The sequence below is a fragment of the Lysobacter korlensis genome (genome assembly GCF_042434515.1).
The window spans coordinates 275721-298699 of the sequence record NZ_JBHLTG010000003.1 but is presented as its reverse complement, the minus strand read 5'-3'; the positions used below and the strand labels follow the sequence as shown (position 1 = coordinate 298699).

At 68.5% G+C, this 22979-nt stretch carries 17 protein-coding genes and 1 tRNA gene; 6 read left to right on the top strand and 12 right to left on the bottom strand.

The window, feature by feature from the left end; all coding sequences use genetic code 11:
- The first annotated feature begins 56 nt into the window (after nucleotides 1-56).
- From ACFFGH_RS14445 to ACFFGH_RS14430, 4 genes are read left to right on the top strand one after another with little or no spacing between them, the layout of a single operon-like run.
- A complete protein-coding gene (locus ACFFGH_RS14445) occupies nucleotides 57-1370 on the top strand; it encodes a TolC family protein (protein WP_386669402.1) in 1314 nt (437 codons plus the stop codon).
- A complete protein-coding gene (locus ACFFGH_RS14440; RefSeq protein ID WP_386669400.1) occupies nucleotides 1367-2716 on the top strand; it encodes an efflux RND transporter periplasmic adaptor subunit in 1350 nt (449 codons plus the stop codon). Before ACFFGH_RS14445 ends, ACFFGH_RS14440 begins: the two co-directional genes overlap by 4 nt.
- Nucleotides 2713-5862: an efflux RND transporter permease subunit gene (locus ACFFGH_RS14435; RefSeq protein WP_386669399.1), complete on the top strand. Its 3150-nt coding sequence runs from the start codon at nucleotides 2713-2715 to the stop codon at nucleotides 5860-5862. The genes ACFFGH_RS14440 and ACFFGH_RS14435 overlap by 4 nt, the downstream gene beginning before the upstream one ends.
- Before the next feature lie 10 nt (nucleotides 5863-5872).
- The gene (locus tag ACFFGH_RS14430) at nucleotides 5873-6286 is read left to right on the top strand and encodes a copper-binding protein (RefSeq protein WP_386669396.1); all 414 of its coding nucleotides are present in this window, start codon (nucleotides 5873-5875) and stop codon (nucleotides 6284-6286) included.
- Between the two features lie 245 nt (nucleotides 6287-6531).
- Here the strand turns inward: ACFFGH_RS14430 and ACFFGH_RS14425 are convergent, their stop codons facing one another.
- The 6 genes from ACFFGH_RS14425 to ACFFGH_RS14400 all read right to left on the bottom strand — a co-directional run bounded on the left by ACFFGH_RS14425 (nucleotide 6532) and on the right by ACFFGH_RS14400 (nucleotide 10518).
- Nucleotides 6532-7455: an NAD(P)H-hydrate dehydratase gene (locus ACFFGH_RS14425; RefSeq protein ID WP_386669394.1), complete on the bottom strand. Its 924-nt coding sequence runs from the start codon at nucleotides 7453-7455 to the stop codon at nucleotides 6532-6534.
- A gap of 2 nt (nucleotides 7456-7457) precedes the next feature.
- Nucleotides 7458-8246, bottom strand: a complete 789-nt coding sequence (locus tag ACFFGH_RS14420; protein WP_386669392.1) for a histidine phosphatase family protein — start codon at nucleotides 8244-8246, stop codon at nucleotides 7458-7460.
- Between the two features lie 191 nt (nucleotides 8247-8437).
- Nucleotides 8438-8686 (bottom strand): integrase core domain-containing protein, encoded by a 249-nt coding sequence (locus tag ACFFGH_RS14415; protein ID WP_386669390.1) that lies wholly within the window; start codon nucleotides 8684-8686, stop codon nucleotides 8438-8440.
- A gap of 228 nt (nucleotides 8687-8914) precedes the next feature.
- Nucleotides 8915-8999: transfer RNA gene (locus tag ACFFGH_RS14410), tRNA-Leu, on the bottom strand.
- 173 nt (nucleotides 9000-9172) lie between these two features.
- Nucleotides 9173-9952 (bottom strand): anti-sigma factor, encoded by a 780-nt coding sequence (locus ACFFGH_RS14405; RefSeq protein ID WP_386669387.1) that lies wholly within the window; start codon nucleotides 9950-9952, stop codon nucleotides 9173-9175.
- Entirely contained in the window at nucleotides 9949-10518 is a 570-nt protein-coding gene (locus ACFFGH_RS14400; protein ID WP_386669385.1) for a sigma-70 family RNA polymerase sigma factor, read from the bottom strand. The genes ACFFGH_RS14405 and ACFFGH_RS14400 overlap by 4 nt, the downstream gene beginning before the upstream one ends.
- Nucleotides 10519-10868: 350 nt before the next feature.
- Between ACFFGH_RS14400 and parC the strand changes: the two genes are divergently transcribed.
- Nucleotides 10869-13112: a DNA topoisomerase IV subunit A gene (gene parC, locus ACFFGH_RS14395; protein ID WP_386670230.1), complete on the top strand. Its 2244-nt coding sequence runs from the start codon at nucleotides 10869-10871 to the stop codon at nucleotides 13110-13112.
- A 94-nt stretch (nucleotides 13113-13206) separates the two neighbouring features.
- On the opposite strand, the gene asnB is transcribed toward parC, so the two are convergent.
- Nucleotides 13207-14940, bottom strand: a complete 1734-nt coding sequence (gene asnB, locus ACFFGH_RS14390) for an asparagine synthase B (RefSeq protein WP_386669383.1) — start codon at nucleotides 14938-14940, stop codon at nucleotides 13207-13209.
- A 105-nt stretch (nucleotides 14941-15045) separates the two neighbouring features.
- The gene (locus ACFFGH_RS14385; protein WP_386669382.1) at nucleotides 15046-15183 is read right to left on the bottom strand and encodes a hypothetical protein; all 138 of its coding nucleotides are present in this window, start codon (nucleotides 15181-15183) and stop codon (nucleotides 15046-15048) included.
- Between the two features lie 124 nt (nucleotides 15184-15307).
- Here ACFFGH_RS14385 and ACFFGH_RS14380 point away from each other — a divergent pair, with 124 nt between their 5' ends.
- Complete coding sequence (locus ACFFGH_RS14380; protein WP_386669380.1) at nucleotides 15308-17710, top strand: penicillin acylase family protein; 2403 nt, start codon at nucleotides 15308-15310, stop codon at nucleotides 17708-17710.
- 126 nt (nucleotides 17711-17836) lie between these two features.
- Here the strand turns inward: ACFFGH_RS14380 and dapE are convergent, their stop codons facing one another.
- The 4 genes from dapE to glnD form a co-directional block, all read right to left on the bottom strand.
- Nucleotides 17837-18967 (bottom strand): succinyl-diaminopimelate desuccinylase, encoded by a 1131-nt coding sequence (gene dapE / locus ACFFGH_RS14375; RefSeq protein ID WP_386669378.1) that lies wholly within the window; start codon nucleotides 18965-18967, stop codon nucleotides 17837-17839.
- Nucleotides 18964-19323, bottom strand: coding sequence for a Spx/MgsR family RNA polymerase-binding regulatory protein (locus ACFFGH_RS14370; protein ID WP_386670229.1), 360 nt, complete (start codon nucleotides 19321-19323; stop codon nucleotides 18964-18966). The genes dapE and ACFFGH_RS14370 overlap by 4 nt, the downstream gene beginning before the upstream one ends.
- Nucleotides 19324-19464: 141 nt before the next feature.
- On the bottom strand, nucleotides 19465-20409 hold the full coding sequence (gene dapD, locus ACFFGH_RS14365; protein WP_386670227.1) for a 2,3,4,5-tetrahydropyridine-2,6-dicarboxylate N-succinyltransferase: 945 nt from the start codon (nucleotides 20407-20409) through the stop codon (nucleotides 19465-19467).
- Nucleotides 20364-22976 (bottom strand): [protein-PII] uridylyltransferase, encoded by a 2613-nt coding sequence (gene glnD / locus ACFFGH_RS14360; protein WP_386670225.1) that lies wholly within the window; start codon nucleotides 22974-22976, stop codon nucleotides 20364-20366. The genes dapD and glnD overlap by 46 nt, the downstream gene beginning before the upstream one ends.
- Nucleotides 22977-22979 lie beyond the last annotated feature (3 nt).

Here is a 22979-nt window from a genome sequence, read left to right as displayed (position 1 = left end):
CGCCGTTCGCCGTTGCCCGCCAGGGCGACGCTTCGTTGTGCGCGTCAGGAGGTTTTATGCGTGTTTCCTTTGCCATGCGCCGCGCGCGCGTGGCCACAGCACCAACCCGGGCAGGGCTCGTCTTCGCCCTCTCGTTCTTCTCGTTATTCGTGCCGGCTCACGCGGCGCCGGGTGCCGCGGCGCAGCTGAGCTTCGAAGAAGCCGTGGCGCTTGCGGGGCGGGGCGCGCCGACGCTCGAGTCCCGATCCGCCGATATCGATGCCGCACGCGAGGAAGCCGCGCGCGCCGCCGAACTGCCCGATCCGCAACTCATGGTCGGCATCGAGAACATGCCCGTGTCCGGCTCCGGTGCGTTCCGGCCGGATGGCGACGACATGACGATGAAGAAGATCGGCCTGATGCAGGAGTTTCCTGCGCGCGCCAAGCGGGAGGCGCGGCAGCTGATCGCCGACCGGCAGCTCGAGCGCGCGCAAGCGCTTAGCGCGATCGAGCAACTCGAAGTGCAGGAGCAGGCCGCGCAGGCCTGGCTCGCGGCCTGGGCCGCGCAACGCGAGATGGAGTCGTACGCGGCGTTGCGCGAACAGGCGGCCGTAGCGGTCAAAGTCGCGAAGGCGCGGCTCAGCGCGGGCACGGGCTCGGCCGTCGATGCGATGGCGGCGCAGGCCGCGGCGCTCGAGGTCGAGAACCGTGTCGATGCTGCCCAGGCGCGGCTTCAGGCCGCGCGCGCGAGCTTGGCGCGATGGCTCGGCCAGCCGTCGGAGCAACTGCCGGCGGTCGGCGCAGCGCCGACGCTCACCGAACTGCCGTTTGCCGAACAGGTGCTGCTGTCGACGATCGACCGGCAGCGCGAGCTGCTGGACTGGCGTTATCGCGAGGCGATCGCGGAGGCCGAAATCGCGCTGGCCTCGGCCGACAAGCGCCCGGACTGGAGCATTGCCGCGGCCTACGGGCAGCGCGACGGCTCGCGTGCGGACATGGTGATGGTCGAGTTCCGCGTCGGCCTACCGCTGTTTTCCGGCAACCGTCAGGACCGCACGATTGCCGCACGCCGCGCGCAACTCGCGTCGCTGGTCGCCGAGCGCGAGGACGCCCGGCGCGCGCAGAAGGAAGCGATCGAGCGCGCGTTGGCCGAGTGGCGTGGCTTGAAACAGCAGGTCGAACGCAAGGAGTCGCAGATCCTGCCACTCGCGCGCGACCGTTCCGAAACCGCAGTGGCGGTGTTCGGCGGCGGCGGCCCGCTGCAGCCATGGCTGGAGGCACGCCGCGACGAGCTTGAGATCCACGTCGAGCATGCCCGCCATCTGGGCGAGCTGGGACGTGTCTGGGCCGCGCTGGCCTACCTGCTGCCGCGCGAGGAGACCGCCCGATGAACATGTCCCGTAAGCAGACCACGATCGCCAGCGTCGCCGGCGCCCTGTTGCTGGCGGCGGGCCTCGGCGGCGGTTACTGGCTGGCCAATCGCGACGGTGATGAGCCCGCCGGCGCAGCGGCCGCCACAACCGCAGCGGCTGAAGCCGGTGAGCCCAAGGTCCTGTACTGGTACGACCCGATGGTGCCGGACCAGCACTTCGACAAGCCGGGCAAGTCGCCTTTCATGGACATGGAGCTCGTGCCCAAGTACGCCGACGAAGGCGGCGGCACGACCGGCGTCCGCATCGACCCCGGCGTGCAGCAGAACGTCGGCATCCGCACCGAAGCGGTCCAGACCGGCACGCTGGCCGGGCAGCTTCGCGTGCCCGGCACGCTGACCTGGGACCTGCGTAAGGAGGCGATCGTCAGCGCACCGGTCGAAACGATCATCTCGCGCCTGATCGTCAAGGCGCCGTTCGAGTCGGTGGGACGCGGTCAGCCGCTCGCGACCGTGCTCTCCTCCGCGTGGGGCAGCGCACTTGCCGAGAGCCGCGCGCTGGCGCAGGCGGATTCGCCGTACGCGCGAGAGCTGCGGGGCGCCGCACAGCAGCGGCTGCGGTACCTGGGCCTGTCGAACGCCACGACCGCGGGAAGCGGCGGCGTCACCCTGCGCGCGCCGCGCGGCGGCGTGGTCAGCGAGATCATGGTGCGCGAGGGGCAGACCGCGATGCCGGGCATGCCGATGTTCCGCATCAACGGCACCGACACGATGTGGCTCGAAGCCGCGATTCCGCAGGCCGGCGTGCAGGGCATCGGGCCGGGCACGCCCGTCACCGCGACCGTCAGCGCCGCGCCGGGCCGTACGTTCGAAGGCGAAGTCGAGACGCTGCTGCCCGATATCGATCCGACCACGCGGACGCAGCGCGCGCGTGTCGTTCTGAAAAACGAGGACGGCGTGCTGGTGCCGGGCATGTTCGCCCAGCTCACGCTCAAATCCGAGGAGGGCCGCGACGTGCCGCTGATTCCAAGCGAGGCGCTGATCGCGACCGGTGAGGACAGCCGCGTGATCGTGGTCGGCCCCGATGGGAATTTCCAGCCGGTGCGGGTGACGACGGGGCGGACCAGCGGCGGGCGGACGGAAATCCTCTCTGGCCTCAAGGGCGGCGAACGCATCGTCACGTCGGGCCAGTTCCTGATCGATTCCGAAGCGAGCCTCTCGGGCGCGCTCGGTCGGCTCGAAGCGCCTGCGGACGATGGAGGCCAGCCCGCGGCGCCCGCTAGGGACGCCGTGCCCACCAACGAGCACAACGGCATGGCGATGCCACCGCCCAAGCCCACCGCGCCGGCCAAGGGTGGCGGGCAATGATCGCCGCGATCATCCGGGCGTCGATCGCGAACCGCGCGCTGGTGCTCGTCGCCGCCGTGCTGCTCGCGATCGCCGGCGTCTGGTCGGTGCAGCGCACGCCGCTCGATGCGTTGCCGGACCTCTCTGACACGCAGGTGATCATCCGCACCGAATGGCCAGGCCAGACGCCGCGCATCATCGAAGACCAGGTCACCTACCCGCTGACTACGACGATGCTGTCGGTGCCCGGCGTCAAGGCGGTGCGCGGTTATTCGTTCTTCGGCGATTCGTTTGTGTACGTGCTGTTTGACGACGATACCGACCTGTACTGGGCGCGTTCGCGCGTGCTCGAGTACCTCAGCCAGGTGCGTGACCGCCTGCCCGAAGGCGTGACACCCGCGCTCGGCCCCGATGCAACCGGGCTGGGCTGGATCTACGAGTACGCGCTGGTCGACCGCACCGGCAAGAACGATCTCGGCCAGCTGCGCGCGCTGCAGGACTGGTTCCTGCGTTACGAGCTCAAGACGATCCCGGACGTCGCCGAAGTCGCAAGCGTCGGCGGCATGGTGCGCGCCTGGCAGATCGTGCCCGACCCGCAGGCGCTCGCCGCGCGCGGGGTGACGGTTTCGGAGCTGGTCGATGCACTCAAAGCGGCAAACGGCGCGACCGGCGGCTCGGTCATCGAACAGGGCGAAGCCGAACTGATGGTGCGCAGCGAGGGCTACCTCGACAGCCAGCAGGACTTCGAACAGATCCCGATCACGTCGACCGACGGCGTGCCCGTGCTGCTCGGTGAAGTGGCCACCGTGCAGCGCGGCCCGACGTTCCGCCGCGGCATCGCCGAACTCGACGGCGAAGGCGAAGTGGCCGGCGGCATCATCGTGCTGCGCAGCGGCAAGGACGCGCTGGCCGCGATCGATGCGGTGAAGGCGCGCCTGGAGGAACTCAAGGGCAGCCTGCCGCCCGGCGTCGAGATCGTGCCGGTGTACGACCGCTCGGAGCTGATCCGCGAGGCGGTGAGCAACCTCACCCACAAGCTCATCGAGGAGTTCATCGTCGTCGCGCTCGTGTGCGCGTTGTTCCTCTGGCACCTGCGCTCGGCGCTGGTGGCGGTGATCACGCTGCCGCTCGGCATCCTCGCCGCGTTCATCGTGATGCGCATGCAGGGCATCAGCGCGAACCTGCTGTCGCTCGGCGGCATCGCGATCGCGATCGGCGCGATGGTCGACGCGGCCGTGGTGATGATCGAAAACGCACATAAGCACCTCGAACACTTCCACGAAGCGCACGGCCGCGAGGCCGAAGGCGAAGAGCGCTGGCAGCTGATGGGCGAGGCCGCGACCGAGGTCGGCCCGGCGCTGTTCGCGAGCCTGCTGGTGATCACGCTCTCCTTCATCCCGGTGTTCGCATTGCAGGCGCAGGAAGGCCGGCTGTTCGCACCGCTCGCCTACACCAAGACCTATGCGATGGCGGCCGCGGCGGGCCTGTCGATCACACTGATCCCGGTGCTGATGGGCTATCTGATCCGCGGCAAGATCAAGCCCGAAGCGAAGAACCCGGTGAACCGCGTGCTGATCGCCGGCTATCGCCCGCTGCTCGAATGGGTGCTGCATTTCCCGCGGCTGACGATGGCGCTCGGCGTGGTGCTGATCGCAATCACGTTGATCCCGCTGTCGCGCATCGGCAGCGAGTTCATGCCGCCGCTCAACGAGGGCACGCTGCTGTACATGCCCACCGCACTGCCCGGCCTGTCCGCCGGCAAGGCCGCGCAGTTGCTGCAGCAGACCGATCGCATGATCAAGACCGTGCCCGAGGTCGCGCATGTATTCGGCAAGGCCGGTCGCGCGGATACCGCCACCGATCCTGCGCCAATCGAGATGTTCGAAACCACTGTGACGTTCAAGCCGCGCGATCAGTGGCGGCCCGGCATGACGATGGAAAAGCTGCAGCAGGAGCTCGATGCAGCGGTGAAGGTGCCGGGCCTCACGAACCTCTGGGTGCCTCCGATCCGCAACCGCATCGACATGCTCGCCACCGGCATCAAGAGCCCGATCGGCATCAAGGTGCTGGGCCCCGACACCAAGGTGATCGAGAAACTCAGTGATCGCATCGAGCAGGTCGCCAAGACCGTGCCCGGCGTGAGCTCGGCGCTGGCCGAGCGCGTCAGCGGCGGGCGCTATGTCGATGTGCGGATCCGCCCCGAAGCCGCAGCGCGCTATGGACTGAGCCAGGGCGACCTGCAGCGGCTGATCGGCACCGTCGTGGGCGGCGATCCGATTGCCGAGACGATCGAAGGCCGCGAGCGCTACCCGATCGTCGTGCGCTACCCGCGCGCCGATCGCGATTCGCTGGGCGCACTCGCGCAACTGCCGATCATCGCGCCCGGCGGTGTGCAGCTCACGCTCGACCAGGTGGCCACGCTGTCGCTGAGCCCCGGCCCGCCGATGCTCAAGAGCGAGAACGGCCGGCTTGCCGGGTACGTCTTTGTCGACGTGGCCGGGCGCGATCTGGGCTCGGTGGTCGAGGACCTGCAGGCGGCGGTCGCACGCGAGGTCAAACTGCCGCCGGGCTATGCGCTGGGCTGGTCGGGCCAGTACGAATACCTGCAGCGTGCGCTCGCAAGCCTGCAGTGGGTCGTGCCCGCCGCGCTCGCGATCATCTTCCTGCTGATCTACCTCGTGTTCCGCGACGTCATCGAGGCCTCAATCATCATGCTGAGCCTGCCGCTCGCACTCGTCGGCGGTCTGTGGCTGATCTGGATGCTCGGCCACGCGATCTCGGTCGCGACACTGATCGGTTTCATCGCACTGGCCGGCGTGGCCGCCGAGTTCGGCGTGATCATGCTGCTGTACCTGCGGCAGGCATGGCATCGCGAACTGGAGCGGAACCCGCACGCCGGCCCGGACGAGCTCGACACCGCGATCCGCGAAGGCGCGGTGTTGCGCGTGCGTCCGAAGGCAATGACCGTGGCCGTGATCCTGGCCGGCCTGATCCCGCTGTTCATCGGCAGCGGCGCCGGCTCGGAGGTCATGCAGCGCATTGCCGCCCCGATGATCGGCGGCATGGTCACGGCCCCGCTGCTATCCATGTTGATCATCCCGGCGGCCTATCGGCTGTTGTGTCGCCGCCGGATCGCCCGCAGTCGTTCCACCCCCGCCACCACCTGAGGATTCCACCATGAAGATTCTGATTGCCCCGCTGCTCTCGATCGCCCTTCTCGCCGGCTGCGGCGAAGAAGCCGACACCGCGGCCGCGCCGGCCGACGCCACCGCCGAGGCCGCAGCGCCTGCAGCCGTCGACCCCGCCGCAGCTCCCGTAGCCGGCGCAGACGCGCAATCGATGGGCATGGCCGGCGATGCCGCCGGCACCGTCGCAACCGCCACCGGCACGGTCGAATCCGTTGACGCCGCTGCCAACAAGATCGTGATCGCCCATGGCCCGGTCGAGGCACTGAAGTGGCCGTCGATGACGATGGGCTTCGACGCGACGCCGGATCAGGTCCAGGCCGTGCAGGCGGGCCAGAAGGTCAACTTCGAGTTCCGCTCCGCGGGCCCGAACAACACGATCACGAACATCACCCCGGCCGAGTAAGCCGCTTCGACACTGCGAAGGCAGCACGGCTTTCGCAGTGTCGCTTTCGAGCGTCTCGTGCGTGGCTCCAGCGCATCGGCGCCCGCGCGTCCGGTGGCAGGCGTTCGCCCGCAGCGTGCTGGGCGAAGCGCCACGCGTAGTCAGGCCGCGTTTTCAGGCTTGGAAGACAGAAAACACACCGTCAGGTTGAGCTGCCACTAGCGGCACAGCCACCTGCCCTATTCGACAGACGGGACGCCCGACACCTAGCCCGAAGAACGCGGCGCCAATGCATTCATCAGCGCCGGCACTTCGTCCAGCAACTCGCGCGCAAGAAATCCGAGCGGGCCCTTGAAGCGCGCGGCCAAGGCATCGCCCGCGACTGCATGCAGGTACACGCCCCATGCGGTCGCCAGAAACGGACTGGCACCCCGGGCTGCCAGGCCGCCGACGATGCCCGAGAGCATGTCGCCCGACCCTGAGGTGGCAAGCCCGACATTGCCATAGCGATTGACGAGCAACGGCTCAGCCTTGGCGCCGTCCAGCGACGGTCCGTCGATCACGTAACCGGTGCCGCCCTTCATCACGCAGACCGCGTTGAAGCGCCTGGCCAGCTCGATGCCGAGCTCGACTGGCCGCGCAACCACGTCGCTGCGTTCGCAGCCCAGCAGTCGCGCCGCTTCGCCCGCATGCGGCGTAACGATGCGCAGCGCCGGCGCGGCAGCGATCGCGTCAGGGTTGTGGTCGAACGCCGACAGTGCAGCAGCATCGATAACGACCGGAATCGCGGGCAGCGTCGTCAGCCACTGCGCGAGCATGCGCGCCATGCCGATGCCGTCCAGCAGCCCGGGCCCAACAACGACCGCGTCGGCGCGCTCGCTCATCTGCGTAAGCCGATCGAGCGCGGATGAGGACAGCGCCCCCGCACGCGTCTCTGGCAGCGACACGACGCGCGCCTCGGGCACCGCGCCGGCCACCATCGGCGCAGCGCTGGTCGGCGTCGCGATCTGCAGCTTGCCGGCACCGGCCCTGAGCGCCGCCACCGCGCTCAGCAGCGCGGCGCCGGGCATTTCGCCTGCGCCGCCGACGATCAGCACGCGCCCGCGTTCGTCCTTGTCACCGTCCTGCGAAGGTTGTGGAAGCGGGTGGCGTCGCAGCCACTGCGGGGTCAATTCGACGGGATCGCGCATGGCTATCTCGGACCGGCCGGAACGTCGGGCTCGGTGGTGACGGGTTCGCCCGCTGCAATCAGCGGCGCGACGAAGTTGTAGCGCTCGAGCGCCAGCCGGCCGGTATGGCCGCACGACGGATCGAAGCTGTACGCGGTGATCGCGCAGTTCGCCACGTCCTTCTGCCGATCGATCTCCAAGATCTGCGCTTCGTCCATCTGCTCGAACAGGTAGCGAAAGCACAGCACCGTGACCTGGTGCGCGACGATCAGCACGCGGTCCCCGCGGTACTCGCGCGTGATCGTGTCGACCACGCTGCGCAGCCGCAGGATGACATCGCACCAGCTCTCGCCGCCCGGCGGGCGGTGGTAGAACTTGCCGATCAGCGTCAACGCCCGCGCCTGCTCCGGGTATTGATGCTCGACCCCGAGCCGGGTCAGCCCATCGAAAATGCCGAACTCGCGCTCGCGCAGCCGCTCGTCGTAGACCACGCGGTCGCGCTCGACCGCGCACTGCTGCAGCACGCGCTCCATCGTCTGCCGGGCGCGCACATACGGCGAGCAGAGGAACACGTCCGGTCGTTCAGCCTCGGGCAGCGCGGCAAACCAGCGACCGAGCGCATCGGACTGGCTCTCACCCAAGCGCGACAGCGGGACGTCCGCATCGCGCGTCGGATAGTCGATCGAATGCGCGCGCACCCGCTGGGCGCGATCGCGCGCGACATTGCCCGCCGACTCGCCGTGCCGGACGATCCAGAGGCGGTCGGGCCATTTCTGAGTCTGATCCATCGCGGCACGGTGCCCAAGCGACATGGGAGGCTGCGTCAAGACGGACGAAGCGCTCGCTATCGCGCGGAGCACAGCCTTGGTCCGGCCCCGCAGTACACGGTTCGGCGTGTGGACCTTCGATCGGCAGAAGCGATCGCGCTTGGTGTGTCCGGCGACTACTTCGGTAGACCCACCATGTTGTTCACTGACAGCTGAAGGCGCCTGATCGGTGGCTGCTAGCGGAGGCTGGGGTGGGGCCGATGCCACTTGTAGTGCTGGAGCCATCGAGGCAGTGCCAATGCGCTCTGTTTGCCGCTGGTACTCGAACGGGCACAGGCCGATTCGCGCAGGCGGGTCTGGACGAGTCGCTCGACCTTGCAGTTGGTCCGCGGCGTACAAGGCCGCGTGCGCAGGTGGCGCAGAGCGAGTCGGTTTAGAAGCTGGCGGAAGCGCCCGGACGCGTGGCGGGCCCCGTTATCGGTCATTTCTCGGAAGAGCCGGCGCCCAGCATGCGGTAGTAGCGCACGGCATCAAGCACGCATCCGGCAGGCGCTCGTGGCGCGCTCGGATTGGATCGAGCCGAACGCAACGCGGGAAACGCCAACGATCGCCCGTAAGAAACGGGTCCCGCGACCGAGCGCGCATAAAAAAACCCGCCTTGCGGCGGGTTCTTCGTCGTCCGGGACATCGTGCGATGTCGCCGGACTTGCGTTTGGTGCCCAGGAGAGGACTCGAACCTCCACGGTTTTACCCGCTAGTACCTGAAACTAGTGCGTCTACCAATTCCGCCACCTGGGCAGTGGGGCGCGTATGTTGCTTCGCGGCGTTGGGGTTGTCAACAGTTCGTGGAGATCTGTTTCGACCGGCTTTGCATCGCGCCGCTTGGCATCCGGTCGCCCGCCCGCGCAATGCGCACCCGAGCGGCCTTGCGAACACAACGCGGCCGGAAGGAAACCCTTCCGGCCATCCGATCAGATCGTTCCGATCTCACCCTTCGCCACGATCGGCCCGGTCGGTGCCGCATGCGGGATGCCCTGCTCGGGCTCCAGCGTGACGGCAAGCACCGCACCTGCGGCGAGCGCGTCCGCGAGGTCGTCCGGCACCTCGACGGTATGCGCAAGTTCATGCGATACGAACCCGAGCGAGCGCGGCGATCCGCCGGCCGGGATCAGCCAGAGCTCTCCGACCCGGCCATCGGGCGACGTCGGCGTTGGCACCGGCGTCATCGTGATCGCCTTGCGCGCGGTATCGATCGCGGCCAGCCAGCCAGCGCCGCCATCGTCGCGCGCCAGGACCACGACCGGCTTCGCACGCTCCTCGGCAGGAGGTGCGGCCGGGGTAGGCGCGGTTGCGATCGGCGCTGGTGTCTGCACAGGTCCCGGCGGTTCGCCCGGCTGGCGGATCGCGACGACGGCAAGCGCGGCGGCCACCGCGAGCGCGGCGCCCGACGCCCCGCGCCAGAACGGCACGCTGTTCCACAGGCCCGGCCGGCGCTCGACCGACGCCCAGCCCAGGCGCGTGCGCAGTCGCGGCCAGACGTGCTCCGACACCTCGACTGGCGGAATCTCCGCAAGCAGCGGAGCGAGCCGCTGCTCCCAGTCCTCGACGAGCTGTGCGAATGCACGCTCGCGTTCGGCGCGTGCCTGGGCCTGCGCCCGCGCGCCGCGATCGAGCACACCGAGTACGTATTCGGCCGCCAGCAGGTCGTCGCCCGGCGGGTCGTGTTCAAAACCGAGGTCGACGGTATTCATTGTTCGAGGCAGGCCCTGAGTTGCAGCAGGCTGCGGCGGATCCAGCTCTTCACCGTGCCCAGCGGGGAACCGATGCGCGACGCGAGTTCCTCGTACGTCACGCCTTCGAAGAAGGCGGTCCTGATCAGCGAACGACGCTGGCTGTCGAGACGGTCAAGGCACTGCCCGAGGCGTGCGTTCTCGGCCGACGATTCGGCGCCGTCCTGTGGGGAAGCGCCCGGATCGGCCAATTCCTCGGCCAGTTCGATCGGGGCGCTGCGCACGCCCGACGGCGCGGCACGCAGGCGATCGATCGCCCGGTTGCGCGCGATCATCGCAAGCCATGTGATCGGGCTTGCGCGCGAGGCGTCGAACTGCGCCGCTTTGCGCCACACCGTGACATAGACCTCCTGCAATACGTCCTCGGCCTCGTCGCGGTCCGGCAGCACACGCATGCATACGCCGAGCAGCTTCGACGACGTGGCCCGGTAAAGCTGTTCGAATGCGGCCCGATCGCCGGCGGCCACCGACTGCAGGCATGCAGCCAGCCGATCCGCTGCTGCGGTTGAATCCATGGAATCGGTCATTTCCGCCCCGTTGGCGGCCCTGGGAGGCGTCGATTGTAGGCGCAGCGCAAGCATTTCCGCCGGCCACAGCGATACACCGCCTACTCGGATGCCTTGGCGCGCGGGCGTGACACCCCTGCGCAGACCGCGTCCGCCCGACGCATACTGCGATGCCGACGCCGTCACATTTCGTGCTGATAGCTGCTCCGGCATCGGATTCCCCTTCTGCTTCGATGCTTCAGATACGGGCGAAGCGCGGCGATGGATGTCGCGAGGCCGTCCGCGGCCTGAACGGCTTCAAGCGCCTACGGTCTCAGGCGCAAAGACAGGGCGCCGGTAGAATCGCCGCGTCCCAACGAACGATGGCTTCCATGACCGACCCCGTCCGCACGACTTTCCACGGCTTCGAGCAGATCCCGCTGCACGAATATGCGGAACGTGCCTATCTCGATTATTCGATGTACGTGGTGCTCGACCGCGCACTGCCGTTCCTCGGCGACGGGCTCAAGCCGGTGCAGCGCCGCATCATCTACTCGATGAGCGAGCTTGGGCTCAACGCAGGCGCGAAGCCGAAGAAGTCGGCGCGCACGGTCGGTGACGTGATCGGCAAATACCACCCGCACGGCGACAGTGCCTGCTACGAGGCGATGGTGCTGATGGCGCAGCCGTTCTCGTACCGCTATCCGCTGATCGAGGGCCAGGGCAACTTCGGCTCCAGCGATGATCCGAAGTCGTTCGCGGCAATGCGCTACACCGAGTCGAAGCTCACGCCGATCGCCGAAGTGCTGCTCGGTGAACTCGCGCACGGCACGGTGGACTGGACGCCGAACTTCGACGGCACGCTGGAAGAGCCGACCTGGATGCCGGCGCGCCTGCCGCACCTGCTGCTCAACGGCACCACCGGCATCGCGGTCGGCATGGCGACCGACGTGCCGCCGCACAATCTGCGCGAGGTCGTGAGCGCCTGCGTGCGGCTGCTCGATGATCCCGACGCGACCACGCGCGACCTCTGCGAGCACGTGCGCGGGCCCGACTACCCGACCACGGCCGAAATCATCACGCCTGCGGCGGACCTGCTGCAGATGTACGAGACCGGCGGCGGCAGCGTGCGCACGCGCGCCGTGTACGAGAAAGACGGTCCGAATATCGTGGTGACGGCACTGCCCCACCAGGCATCGCCGGGCAAGGTGATCGAGCAGATCGCGACGCAGATGCGCGCGAAGAAGTTGCCATGGCTGGAGGACCTGCGCGACGAATCCGACCACGCGAATCCGACCCGTATCGTGCTGGTGCTGCGCAGCAACCGCGTCGACGTCGAGCCGCTGATGGGCCACCTGTTTGCGACGACGGACCTGGAAAAGAGCTACCGAGTCAACTTCAACGTGATCGGCCTCGATGGCCGCCCGCAGGTCAAGAGCCTCAAGGCCTTCCTGACCGAATGGCTGGAGTTCCGCACCGACACGGTTACGCGCCGGCTCAAGCACCGCCTCGAAAAGGTCGAGCGCCGGCTGCACATGCTCGAAGGCCTGTTGATCGCGTATCTCAACCTCGACGAGGTGATCCGCATCATCCGCTCCGAGGACGAGCCCAAGCCCGTGCTGATGCAGCGCTTCAAGCTCACCGCCGAGCAGACCGACTACATCCTCGAGACGAAGCTGCGTCAGCTCGCCCGTCTGGAGGAAATGCGGATCCGCACCGAACAGGCCGAGCTCGACGACGAACGCGCACGCATCATCGCGACGCTCGGCAGCAAGGCCAAGCTCAAGAAGCTGGTCAAGGACGAACTGATCGCCGATGCGAAGAAGTACGGCGACGCACGGCGCTCACCGCTGGTCGCGCGCGGCGCCGCGCAGGCGCTCTCCGAAACCGAGCTGGTGCCGAGCGAGCCGATGACGGTCGTGATCAGCGAGAAGGGCTGGGTGCGCGCGGCGAAGGGCCACGACATCGATCCGTCGACGCTGAACTACCGCGAAGGCGACGGGCTCATGGCCGCGGTGCGCAGCCGCAGCACGCAGCAGGTCGCGTTCCTCGATTCGACCGGCCGCGCGTACTCGGCGATCGTCCACGGCCTGCCCTCGGCACGCGGAAACGGCGAGCCGTTGACCGGGCGCTTTTCGCCGGCGCCGGGCGCATCGTTCCAGGCACTTGCCAGCGGCGACAACGACACCCGCTTCGTACTTGCGACCAGCCACGGCTACGGCTTCCTGACACGCTTCGAGAACCTCGTCAGCCGCAACAAGGCCGGCAAGGCGATGCTGTCGCTGACGCCGGGCGCGAAGGTGCTGCCGCCCGCGGCCGCGGCCGATGTGTCCAAGGACCTGCTCGTTGCGGTCACGAATGCCGGCCACATGCTCGCGTTCCCGATCGCTGACGTGCCCGAGCTCGATAAGGGCAAGGGCAACAAGCTCATCGAGATCCCGAAGGCAAAACTCGGCACCGAACGCGTCGTCGCGGTTGCCGCCGTGTCACCGGGCGGCACGCTGAGTGTCAAGTCGGGCACGCGCACGATGACATTGAAGTTCGCCGACCTCGAGCCCTACATCGGCACGCGTGCAACGCGCGGTGGCTTGCTGCCACGTGGCTGGCAGAAGGTCGAAGGGCTGTCCGTCGAGTAACCACGGCGGCGCCCCGATCCGCCGTCATACCGCGGCCCGGACAGCACTCCACTGTCCAGGCCGTTTTCACTTCGGCGACCCGACTCGACTGCGATCAGAGCAACGCAGCTGCCGGTTGCAGCGTTGCATCCGCGTCCGCCAGTGCGGCGCGGTGAACTCCGGCCACGGAACGGCCCGAGGGGTCAGCCGCAGCCGCGAACGCGGCGTCCCATGCGATCGCAACTGGTGATGAGCACGCGATCGATCTTCCGGCCGGGACCGTGGCCGCGCACGCGGCGGTCGGAAAATAACGTTCGAAGAGGCTGCGATACCAGTACGCCTCTTTCGTCGCGGACGGATTGAGCGGAAAGCGAACGGCCGCCGCTGCGAGTTCGGCATCGCTGACGATGCGCTCGGCATGCGCCTTGAGCCCGTCGATCCAGCCGTACCCTACGCCATCGCTGAACTGCTCCTTCTGCCGCCAGAGGATTCCATCCGGCAGGTAGCCTTTGAACGCCTCGCGCAGGACTGCCTTCTCGATCGCGCGACCGCCATCGGGCCCGGGGCGCGCCATCTTCAGCCGCGCATCCATGCGCATCGCAACGTCAAGAAACTCGAGATCGAGGAATGGCACGCGCGGCTCGACGCCCCAGGCCATCATCGACTTGTTGGCGCGCAGGCAGTCGAACTGGTGCAGGGCATCGAGTTTCCGCACGGTCTCGGCATGGAACTCGCGCGCGTTCGGCGCCTTGTGGAAATACAGATACCCGCCGAACACCTCATCGGCGCCCTCGCCCGACAGCACCATTTTCACGCCCATCGCGCGGATGCGCCGCGCCAGCAGGAACATCGGCGTGGACGCGCGGATCGTGGTCACGTCGTAGGTTTCGACGTGTCGGATCACCTCAGGCAGGGCATCGAGCCCTTCCTCGAAGCTGTAGGTAAAGCCGTGATGCACCGTGCCGATTGCATCGGCGGCGATCTGCGCAGCCGCGAGGTCCGGCGAGCCGTCGAGCCCGATCGCGAACGAGTGCAGCCGCGGCCACCAGGCTTCGGCCTGGTCGTCCTGCTCGATGCGCCGGCGGGCGAACCGCGCGGCGCAGGCGGCGACGAGCGAGGAGTCCAGCCCGCCAGAGAGCAGCACGCCGTAAGGCACGTCGCTCATGAGCTGCCGATGCACGGCGCGCTCGAACGCATGCCGCAGCTCGGCAGGCGAAACTTCCGCACCCCGCGTGGCTTCGTAGTCGCGCCATGCGCGCCGGTGGTAGCGGCGCAGCTCGCCCGTCTCACTGTCGAACCAGTGCCCGGGCGGGAACGCCGCCACGTCCTCGCACAGGCGTGCCAGCGCCTTCATTTCCGACGCCACCCAGAGCCGGCCGTCGCCGTCGTGCCCCCAGTACAGCGGACATACGCCGAGCGGATCGCGCGCGATCACGAACCGGCCCGCGGCGCGGTCCCACAACGCGAACGCGAAGATGCCGTTGAGGTCGTCCAGCCATCGACCGACGTCGCCCCCGCTGCGGTACAGGGCATTGATGACCTCGCAATCCGAGCCGCTGCCGAACGCATACGCCTGCTCGAGCCTGTCCCTGATGTCGCGGTGGTTGTAGATCTCCCCATTCACCGCCAGCGCAAGCTCGCCATCGGCCGAGCGCAACGGCTGCGCACCGCCGGCCGGGTCGACGATGGCCAATCGCTCATGCACCAGCAGTGCCTGGGCATCGGCATGGACGCCGGACCAGTCCGGGCCGCGATGCCGCTGGCTGGCGGACAGGGACATGGCAAGCGGACGCAGCATCCGCAGATCGGCGCCGGGGCGCAGGTCGAACGCACACAGGATCGAGCACATCGGGGAACCTCGTTGTCGGCAGTGGTGGAGTCGGAACCGTGAAAACAAAAAGGCCCGCACTTCGCAGTGCAGGCCTTTGGGAGCGATAGCGATGGAACGTGTGCGCTAGTCGCCGGCCTGCGGTGGGCTGACGTTGTTATTGCGCGGATTGTTGGTGTCGACCTGCGGTGCAGCCACGACGCATCCCTGCGCGCGGTCGAGCGCGGCGGACGTCATCGAAACGGGGCTGGAAGCGGCAGGCATGGGCCGATCCTGCGCCGTGCGCCTCGGCTGTGCAACTGCCGCAATTGCAACGTCCGATCGCGACGATGCGTGTCGGACCGACACACCCATGGGCGCCCGCGCCAGCCTCGACTAAGCTGCGGCGATGCCGAACCTTCGCCCCAGTAGTTGGCCCGCCCGAGCGGCGATCGCGCTTTTCGTCGTGCTTCTTGCAGCGGCGGTCCTCGCCTGGTGGTTATTGCGCGGCAGCCTGCCGCAGCTCGAGGGCGAGGTCGCGGTGCCTGGGATGTCGGCCCCGGTGTCGGTGCAGCGCGATGCGCTTGGTGTGGTCACGATCGATGCGGCCAACGAGGCCGACGCGGCGCGCGCACTCGGCTATGTGCATGCGCAGGAGCGCTACTTCGAAATGGACCTGCTGCGTCGCACGGCGGCAGGCGAGCTGGCCGAACTGTTCGGCCCGGTCGCGATCGATGCGGACCGGGCTAAACGGGTGCACCGCATGCGCTCGCGGGTGCGGCTCGATCTCGCCGCGATCTCCGGACCGCAGCGCGAGATGCTCCAGGCCTACACCGAAGGCGTGAATGCCGGGCTCGCCGACCTCGCGGTGCGTCCGTGGCCCTACCTGCTGTTGCGGACGCTGCCGCAACCGTGGCGCGTGGAGGACTCACCGCTGGTCGCAATGGCGATGTATTTCGACCTGCAGGACTCCGCGAACTCGCGCGAACTCGCGCTCGCCCGCATCCGCCCGCACCTGCCACCTGCGCTGTATGCGCTGCTCACGCATCCGGGCAGCAGCTGGGATGCGCCGCTCAGCGGTGGCGCGGTCGGTGATGCAAAGCTGCCTTCGGCAGACGAGGTCGACCTGCGCCGTCTGGAGAACGATGTCGAACGGCCGACACCACGCCTGCCTGCTGTATCGGAAGTAGGCAGCAACAACTTCGCCGTCTCCGGAGCACTGACCGAGGACGGACGTTCGATCGTCGCCGACGACATGCACCTCGGCCTGCGCGCACCGAACATCTGGTTCCGCGCCCAGCTGCGCTATCCCGACCCGGCCGCACCGGGCGGCCGCGTCGATGTCGGCGGTTTCACGCTGCCCGGCCAGCCTGTGGTGGTCGTCGGCAGCAACGGCCATGTGGCCTGGGGATTCACGAACAGCTACGGCGACTGGCTGGACTGGCAGCGGCTGTCCGGATGCGGCGCGCGTCCGCAGCCGCCGCAGTGCCGCACGACCACGCATGTCGAGCGCATCCGCGTGGCAGGCGCCGAAGACGTGCTGCTGCCGGTGGAGGAAACGCCCTGGGGCCCGGTGCTGCATCGCGAAGCGAACGGCGATGCGTTCGCGCTGCGCTGGGTGGCGCATCTACCTGGTGCACTGACGATGGGGCTGGCGGACTTCGCGCGTGTTGCTTCAGTGGACGAGGCGATGCGTGCTGCCGACAACGTCGCGATCCCCGCGCAGAACCTGCTCGTCGGCGACCGCACGGGACGCATCGGGTGGCGTCTGCTCGGGCCGATGCCGGCGCGCACGTTGGTGTGCGATGCGTCCGCTGGGAGCGACCCGCGCAGCTTTGTCGCGGTGCAGTCAGCAGGCTGTCCTCCGTGGTCGCTCTCCAACTCCACGAACCCGCGCATCGTCGACCCGGCCCACGGCCGCCTGTGGACGGCGAACTCGCGCGTCGCCGATGGCCCGGCGCTCGCACGCATCGGCGACGGTGGCTACGTGCTCGGCGCCCGTGGCCAGCAGATTCGCGACGCCCTGTTCGCCAAGTCGAAACTCGACGAAGAGGACCTGCTCGCGATCCAGCTCGATGACCGCACGCTATTTCTCGAACGCTGGTGGCAGCTGCTGCGTCAGGCCGCGGCAAGCACGGGCACACCCGCGCTCGATGCATTGGCGTCGGCCGACGCGAACTGGCCGACGCACGCGGTCGCTGACTCGACGAGCTACCGCATCGTGCGCGCGTGGAGGCTCGAAGTGCTGGAGCGTATCGCCGACGGGCTGACCGCGCCGGCACAGGCCGCGCTCGGCGACTCCTTCGAGATGCCGTCGCTGCCGCAGCTCGAAGGCGCGGTCTGGCCGATGCTGCAGCAACGCCCCGCCCACCTGCTGCCCCCGCGCTTCAAAAGCTGGGATGCGCTGCTCGAGGACGCCGCGCGCGACGTTCGCAACGAACTGGCCGAAGCCGGGCCGCTGTCGGCCCGCACCTGGGGCGAGCGCAACACCGCGCGCATCTGCCACCCGATGGCACGGGCGTTGCCGGTATTCACGCACGGCATCCTGTGCATGCCCGCCGAACCCCTGCGCGGCGACACCCATATGCCGCGCGTGCAGGGGCCGGATTCCGGCGCGTCGCAGCGCATGGTGGTATCACCGGGCAACGAGCGTGAAGGCATCATCCAGATGCCCGGCGGACAGAGCGGACACCTGCTTTCGCCGTTCTGGGGCGCTGGCCACGACGACTGGGTGCACGGCCGTCCCTCGCCGTTTCTGCCGGGCCCGACGCGGTACTCGATGCAGCTGTCGCCCGCGTCGGCGGCGCGCTAAAAGGGGACGCGCCGGCACTCGCCGCGGAGCTTATCGGCGCGGGACGCGCGCGATCCGCAGGTGTGGGCCAGCTGAGCGTATGCAGACGCCGGCGAGGAACGCCGCGAATGCCCGACGCCTGCAGACTCAGTCCGTAAGCAGGCGTTCCATCATCGCCAGATAAACATCCGGCAGCGCTTCGAGATCCGCGACCGAGACATGCTCGTCAACCTTGTGGATGCTCGCGTTCACGGGACCGATCTCGACGCACTGCGCGCCCAGCGGGGCGATGAAGCGTGCATCAGATGTGCCGCCACCGGTGCTTTCCTCCGGAGGCCGCCCCGCGAACCGGGCCAGCACGTCACGCGCCGCTGCACGCAGCGGGCCTTCGGGCGTGTAGAACGGCTCGCCCCCGCGGTGCCAGTGCACGGCGTACTCCAGCCCGTGCCTGCGGAGCACCGTCTCGCATTCGGCTTCGAGCTGCGCCGCCTGCCAGTTCGGGTTGAAGCGCAGGTTGAACAGCACCTGCAGCTCACCGGGAATCACGTTGTTCGCGCCGGTACCGGCGTGGACGTTGCTGATCTGCAGGCTGGTCGGCGGGAACGACTCGTAACCTTCGTCCCAGCGCCGCGCCGCGAGTTCAGCGAGCGCAGGCAACGCCTGGTGGATCGGATTGCGCGCCTTGTCCGGATACGCGACGTGCCCCTGGATGCCGCGCACGGTCAGCGTCGCCGACAACGTGCCGCGACGACCCACGCGCAGCAGATCGCCGAGCTCGGCGGTCGACGACGGTTCGCCGGTGATGCACCAGTCCAGCCGCTCGCCGCGCGCGCGGAAGACCTCGGCCACCTTGCGTACGCCATCGATCGCATCGCCTTCCTCGTCCGAGGTCAGCAACAACGCCACGCGCCCGCGATGCTCCGGGTGCGCCGCGACGAAGCGCTCGAGCGCGACCACGAACGCAGCCACGCTGCCCTTCATGTCGGCCGCGCCGCGCCCGTACAGCACGCCATCGCGAATCTCGGGCACGAACGGGTCACTGGCCCAGGCTTCGCGCGGGCCTGGCGGCACCACGTCGGTATGCCCGAGCAGAACGAGCGTGGGGCCATCGCTGCCGTGGACGGCCCAGAGATTGTCGACTTCGCCGAATGGCAGTTGCTCGCATTCAAAGCCGGCGCGCTCGAGCCTGGTCCGGATCAGCGCCTGGCAGCCGGCGTCATCGGGCGTCACCGATCGCTGTTCGATCAGCGCACGCGTCAGGTCCAGCACCTCGCTCATGCGCCGACTCCGAACCGCTTCCTGAACCCGTTGTCGCTGAAGCCCTGCGTGACTTCGCCATCTTCGGTCACGACCACCGGCCGGCGGATCAGCTGCGGGTATTCACGCAGCAGCAGCTTCCACTCGGCGTCCGACTGCGGGGACTTGCGGCTGTCCGGCAGCGTGCGCCATGTCGTCGATGACTTGTTGATCATCGCGTCCCAGCCGCCAAGCCTGTCCTTCCACTCCACCAGCGTTTCGGGCGGCTGCTGCTGGTCGCGGTAGTCGACGAATGAGTGTGCGATGCCGAAGCGGTCGAGCCACTTGCGGGCTTTGCGGCAGGTGTCGCAGTTGCTGAGGCCGTAAAGAACCGTCATGACGCGGCGAACTCCGTTGGGTGCAGGTGCGTGGCTGCGGGCGCGACCTTCGGCGGCATGGATGCCGCCGAAGAGCCTATATGGACGTACTTGCGGCGTGTCGCGCTTGCAGCCATGCGCCTGCACCCCGCTAGGGAAGCCTCAGTCCGCCAGACCACGCAGCAGGTCATTGATGCTCGTCTTCGACCGCGTCTTCTCATCGACCTGCTTGACGATCACCGCGCAATACAGCGAGTGCGAACCGTCCTTCGCCGGCAACTGACCCGACACCACTACGCTGTACGGCGGCACCGAGCCGTAGCTGATCTCGCCGGTCATGCGGTTGTACACGCGCGTGCTCTGGCCGAGAAAAACGCCCATGCCGATCACGCTGTGGTGGCCGACTACGAAGCCTTCGACGACTTCCGAGCGCGCACCGATGAAGCAGTGGTCCTCGATGATCGTCGGCGTCGCCTGCAGCGGCTCGAGCACACCGCCGATCCCCGCACCGCCCGAGAGATGGCAGTGCTTGCCGATCTGCGCGCACGAACCGACCGTCGCCCAGGTATCGACCATCGTGCCCTCGCCGACGTGCGCGCCGATGTTCACGAAGCTCGGCATCAGCACGACGTCCTTGCCGATGAAGCTGCCGCGCCGCGCGATCGCGCCCGGCACCACGCGTGCGCCGAGCTTGCGGAACTCGCTCTCGCCATAGCCTTCGAACCGCGCTGGCACCTTGTCCCAAAACGGCGCCGGGTCGGCCTCGACCACGCGCATGTCGTTGACGCGGAAGTACAGCAGCACCGCCTTCTTCAACCACTCGTTGACCGTCCAGCCGCCCTGCCCGTCTGGCTCGGCGACACGGAACGCACCGCTCTCGAGCCCCGCGATGACCCGCTCGACCGCAGGTCGCGTCGAGCCCTCGACCTCGCCGGATGCGAGCGACGTCCGGCGCTCCCATGCGTCGTCGATGACGGCACGCAGCTGGGCGTTCGCGGATGCATCCTGCGTCGACGACGCATCGGTCGCGCCGGCGGTCGGGGCAGTGGTTTCGGGCGGGCTCATCGCAGTTCTCCGTCGAGGCAATCGCGCAGGGCTTCGCGCAATGCCTGTTGCTGTGCATGGTCAAGCGGCCGGCGTTCGCCGTCCGCGTCGGTGCGGGTGATCTGGAATACGTCCTCGGCGCGCTCGCCGAAGGTTGCAATGCGTGCGTCGTGGACGCTCAGCGACTGGTCGCGTAACACCTGGGTGACGTCGGCGAGCAGGCCGGGGCGGTCGGTGCAGACCAGACTCAACAACGTCCGGCCCGGTCCGGCCGCATCGAAGCCGATCTGCGGCGCGATGCGGAAATGACGCAGGTGGCGCGGCTGCGTCCTGCGCGTCGGCCGTACCGCCTCGAGGTCGCCTGCAAGCGCCGCCGCGAGCCTGCGCTCGACGTCGTCCGCCGCAGGTTTCAGGTGCGACTGTGCCGGCACCACCTCGAACGTGTCGAACACGGCGCCCTGCGGCCCGTCGAGGACGCGCGCCTGCTGGATCGCCAGGCCTGCGCGGTCGAGCGTCGCGACGATCGCGGCGAACAGGCCTTCGCGGTCCGGCGAATGCACGAACACCTCCAGAGCGCCGGTCGAGCCCGCGAGCGGGCGCACCCGCACACGCGTATCGCCGGCCGCGGTGCCGCGCAGCGATGCCGCCTGCCATGCGATCTGATCTGCCCGTCCACGCTGGAAGCCGATTTCAGGCATGCGGGCGAACAGCGTCTCGATCTGGGCCTCCGGAATCCCGAGCGCACCGAGCATCGCCGCCGCGGCGTAGCGCGTCTCGGCACTGCGCTCGTGCGCCGCGACCGGGTTTTCCAGCCCGCGCCGCAGTGCAAGACGGGTCGAGGTGTAGAGGTCGGCGAGGAGGCGGTCCTTCCACGCGTTCCAGAGCTTCGGCGATGTGCCCGCGATATCGGCGCAGGTCAGCAGATAGAGGTGGTCGAGCCGCTCGCGGTCCGCCACGGCGGTCGCGAATCGGTGGATGACTTCCGGATCACCGATGTCCTGCTTCTGCGCGGTGATCGACATCAGCAAATGCCGCCGCACCAGCCATTCAACCAATGCGGTGTCGCCTTCCGACAACCCGTGTGCCGCGCAGAACTCGCGCGCGTCGACGGCGCCGAGTTCGGAATGGTCACCGCCCCGACCTTTTGCGATGTCGTGGAACAGGCCGGCGAGCAACAGCAGTTCGGGCTTTCGCAGCTTCGGCCAGACCTCGTGCGCAAGCGCGAAGCGTTCGTCAGGCTTGCCGGAGGCGAATGACGCCAGGTTCTTCAGTACCGCCAACGTGTGCTGGTCGACCGTGAACACATGGAACAGGTCGAACTGCATCCGACCCGAAACGTTCGAGAATGCGGGAATCCAGCGCCCGAGCGCGCCAAGCCGCGCCATGCGCGTCAGCGTTTCGACCGGCTGCGGCCCGCGCAGCAGCTGCACGAACTGCCGGCGCAATGCCGGGTCGGCTTCCGTGTAGGCCGGCACCTGCGGCAAGGCTTCAGCCAGCGCACGCGCCGTACGCGAATGCAGCCCGCGCACATCCACGCATCCGGCCCAGGTCGCAAACAGCGCGAACACCTCCGACGGCCGCTGCGGCCAGGCGCCGTCGCGCGCCGCGAGGTAACCACGGCGCAGTTCAAAGTGGGCGTCGATCGGCCGCGGCGATGCCTCGCCTTCGATCTGTTCCTCGAAACGCTGCAGCACCCGCTCGCCGATGCGCAGCACCAGCGCAGCCGCGCGATAGAAGCCCTGCATCATCTGCTCGACGGCGAGGCTGTCGGCCGTGTCGTCATAGCCCAGTCGCGAGGCGAGCAGCTTCTGGTAGTCGAACCGAAGCCGCTCCTCGCGCTTGCCCGCGACCAGATGCAGCCCCAGGCGCAGGCGCGAGAGCAGGAGGCGCTGTCGCTCCAGCGTTGCGAACTCGTCAGCCCCGAGTTGCCCGAGCGCGACCAACGATTCGAGATCGGACGTACCGCACACGCGCAGCGCCATCCAGCGCAGCGTCTGGATGTCGCGCAGCCCGCCCGGGCCTTCCTTGAGGTTCGGCTCGAGGTTGTCGGCGGTGTCACCGAAACGGGCGTGCCGTGCGCGGAGTTCCTCGCGCTTGGCCTCGAAAAACGCCTGTGCAGGCCAGATGCGCCCTGACGTGGTCGCCGACTGCAGCGTTTGAACCGCATCGGCGCAGGCCGCAAGCGGTCGCGCCTCGAGCAGGGCCGTCAATACGGTGATGTCGGCCGCGGCCTCGACGCACTGCGCGCGGGAGCGCACCGCATGGCCGACCGGCAGGCCGGCGTCCCACAGCAATGCGAACAGACGCGCCAGCGCCTCGGCATGCGCGGCCTGCGCTTCCGGCTCGGCGAGTACGAGCAGGTCGACGTCCGAATGCGGGAACAGTTCCCCGCGCCCGTAACCGCCGACCGCGAACAGCGCCAGCGGCGCGTCTTCCGGAATGCAGCGCTGCCACGCACTGCGCAACTGGGCATCCGCCACCTGCGTACGCGTCGCGAGCACGCGGTCGATGTCGGCCTGGGGATCAAGGCCCCGCTCCATCGCGGCGGCTGCGGACTGCAGGGCCTCGCGTGCTGCGACCGCCCAGGCTGCATCATCGATGGCTGCGTCCGGCGAAAGCCCTGCAGGCAAGCC

What these genes read in the sequence shown, in the direction of transcription:
- ACFFGH_RS14445 (WP_386669402.1), top strand. Translation starts at nt 57, where the DNA reads ATGCGTGTTTCCTTTGCCATGCGCCGCGCGCGCGTGGCCACAGCACCA.
- ACFFGH_RS14440 (WP_386669400.1), top strand. Translation starts at nt 1,367, where the DNA reads ATGAACATGTCCCGTAAGCAGACCACGATCGCCAGCGTCGCCGGCGCC.
- ACFFGH_RS14435 (WP_386669399.1), top strand. Translation starts at nt 2,713, where the DNA reads ATGATCGCCGCGATCATCCGGGCGTCGATCGCGAACCGCGCGCTGGTG.
- ACFFGH_RS14430 (WP_386669396.1), top strand. Translation starts at nt 5,873, where the DNA reads ATGAAGATTCTGATTGCCCCGCTGCTCTCGATCGCCCTTCTCGCCGGC.
- ACFFGH_RS14425 (WP_386669394.1), bottom strand. Translation starts at nt 7,455, where the DNA reads ATGCGCGATCCCGTCGAATTGACCCCGCAGTGGCTGCGACGCCACCCG.
- ACFFGH_RS14420 (WP_386669392.1), bottom strand. Translation starts at nt 8,246, where the DNA reads ATGTCGCTTGGGCACCGTGCCGCGATGGATCAGACTCAGAAATGGCCC.
- ACFFGH_RS14415 (WP_386669390.1), bottom strand. Translation starts at nt 8,686, where the DNA reads ATGACCGATAACGGGGCCCGCCACGCGTCCGGGCGCTTCCGCCAGCTT.
- ACFFGH_RS14405 (WP_386669387.1), bottom strand. Translation starts at nt 9,952, where the DNA reads ATGAATACCGTCGACCTCGGTTTTGAACACGACCCGCCGGGCGACGAC.
- ACFFGH_RS14400 (WP_386669385.1), bottom strand. Translation starts at nt 10,518, where the DNA reads ATGACCGATTCCATGGATTCAACCGCAGCAGCGGATCGGCTGGCTGCA.
- parC (WP_386670230.1), top strand. Translation starts at nt 10,869, where the DNA reads ATGACCGACCCCGTCCGCACGACTTTCCACGGCTTCGAGCAGATCCCG.
- asnB (WP_386669383.1), bottom strand. Translation starts at nt 14,940, where the DNA reads ATGTGCTCGATCCTGTGTGCGTTCGACCTGCGCCCCGGCGCCGATCTG.
- ACFFGH_RS14385 (WP_386669382.1), bottom strand. Translation starts at nt 15,183, where the DNA reads ATGCCTGCCGCTTCCAGCCCCGTTTCGATGACGTCCGCCGCGCTCGAC.
- ACFFGH_RS14380 (WP_386669380.1), top strand. Translation starts at nt 15,308, where the DNA reads ATGCCGAACCTTCGCCCCAGTAGTTGGCCCGCCCGAGCGGCGATCGCG.
- dapE (WP_386669378.1), bottom strand. Translation starts at nt 18,967, where the DNA reads ATGAGCGAGGTGCTGGACCTGACGCGTGCGCTGATCGAACAGCGATCG.
- ACFFGH_RS14370 (WP_386670229.1), bottom strand. Translation starts at nt 19,323, where the DNA reads ATGACGGTTCTTTACGGCCTCAGCAACTGCGACACCTGCCGCAAAGCC.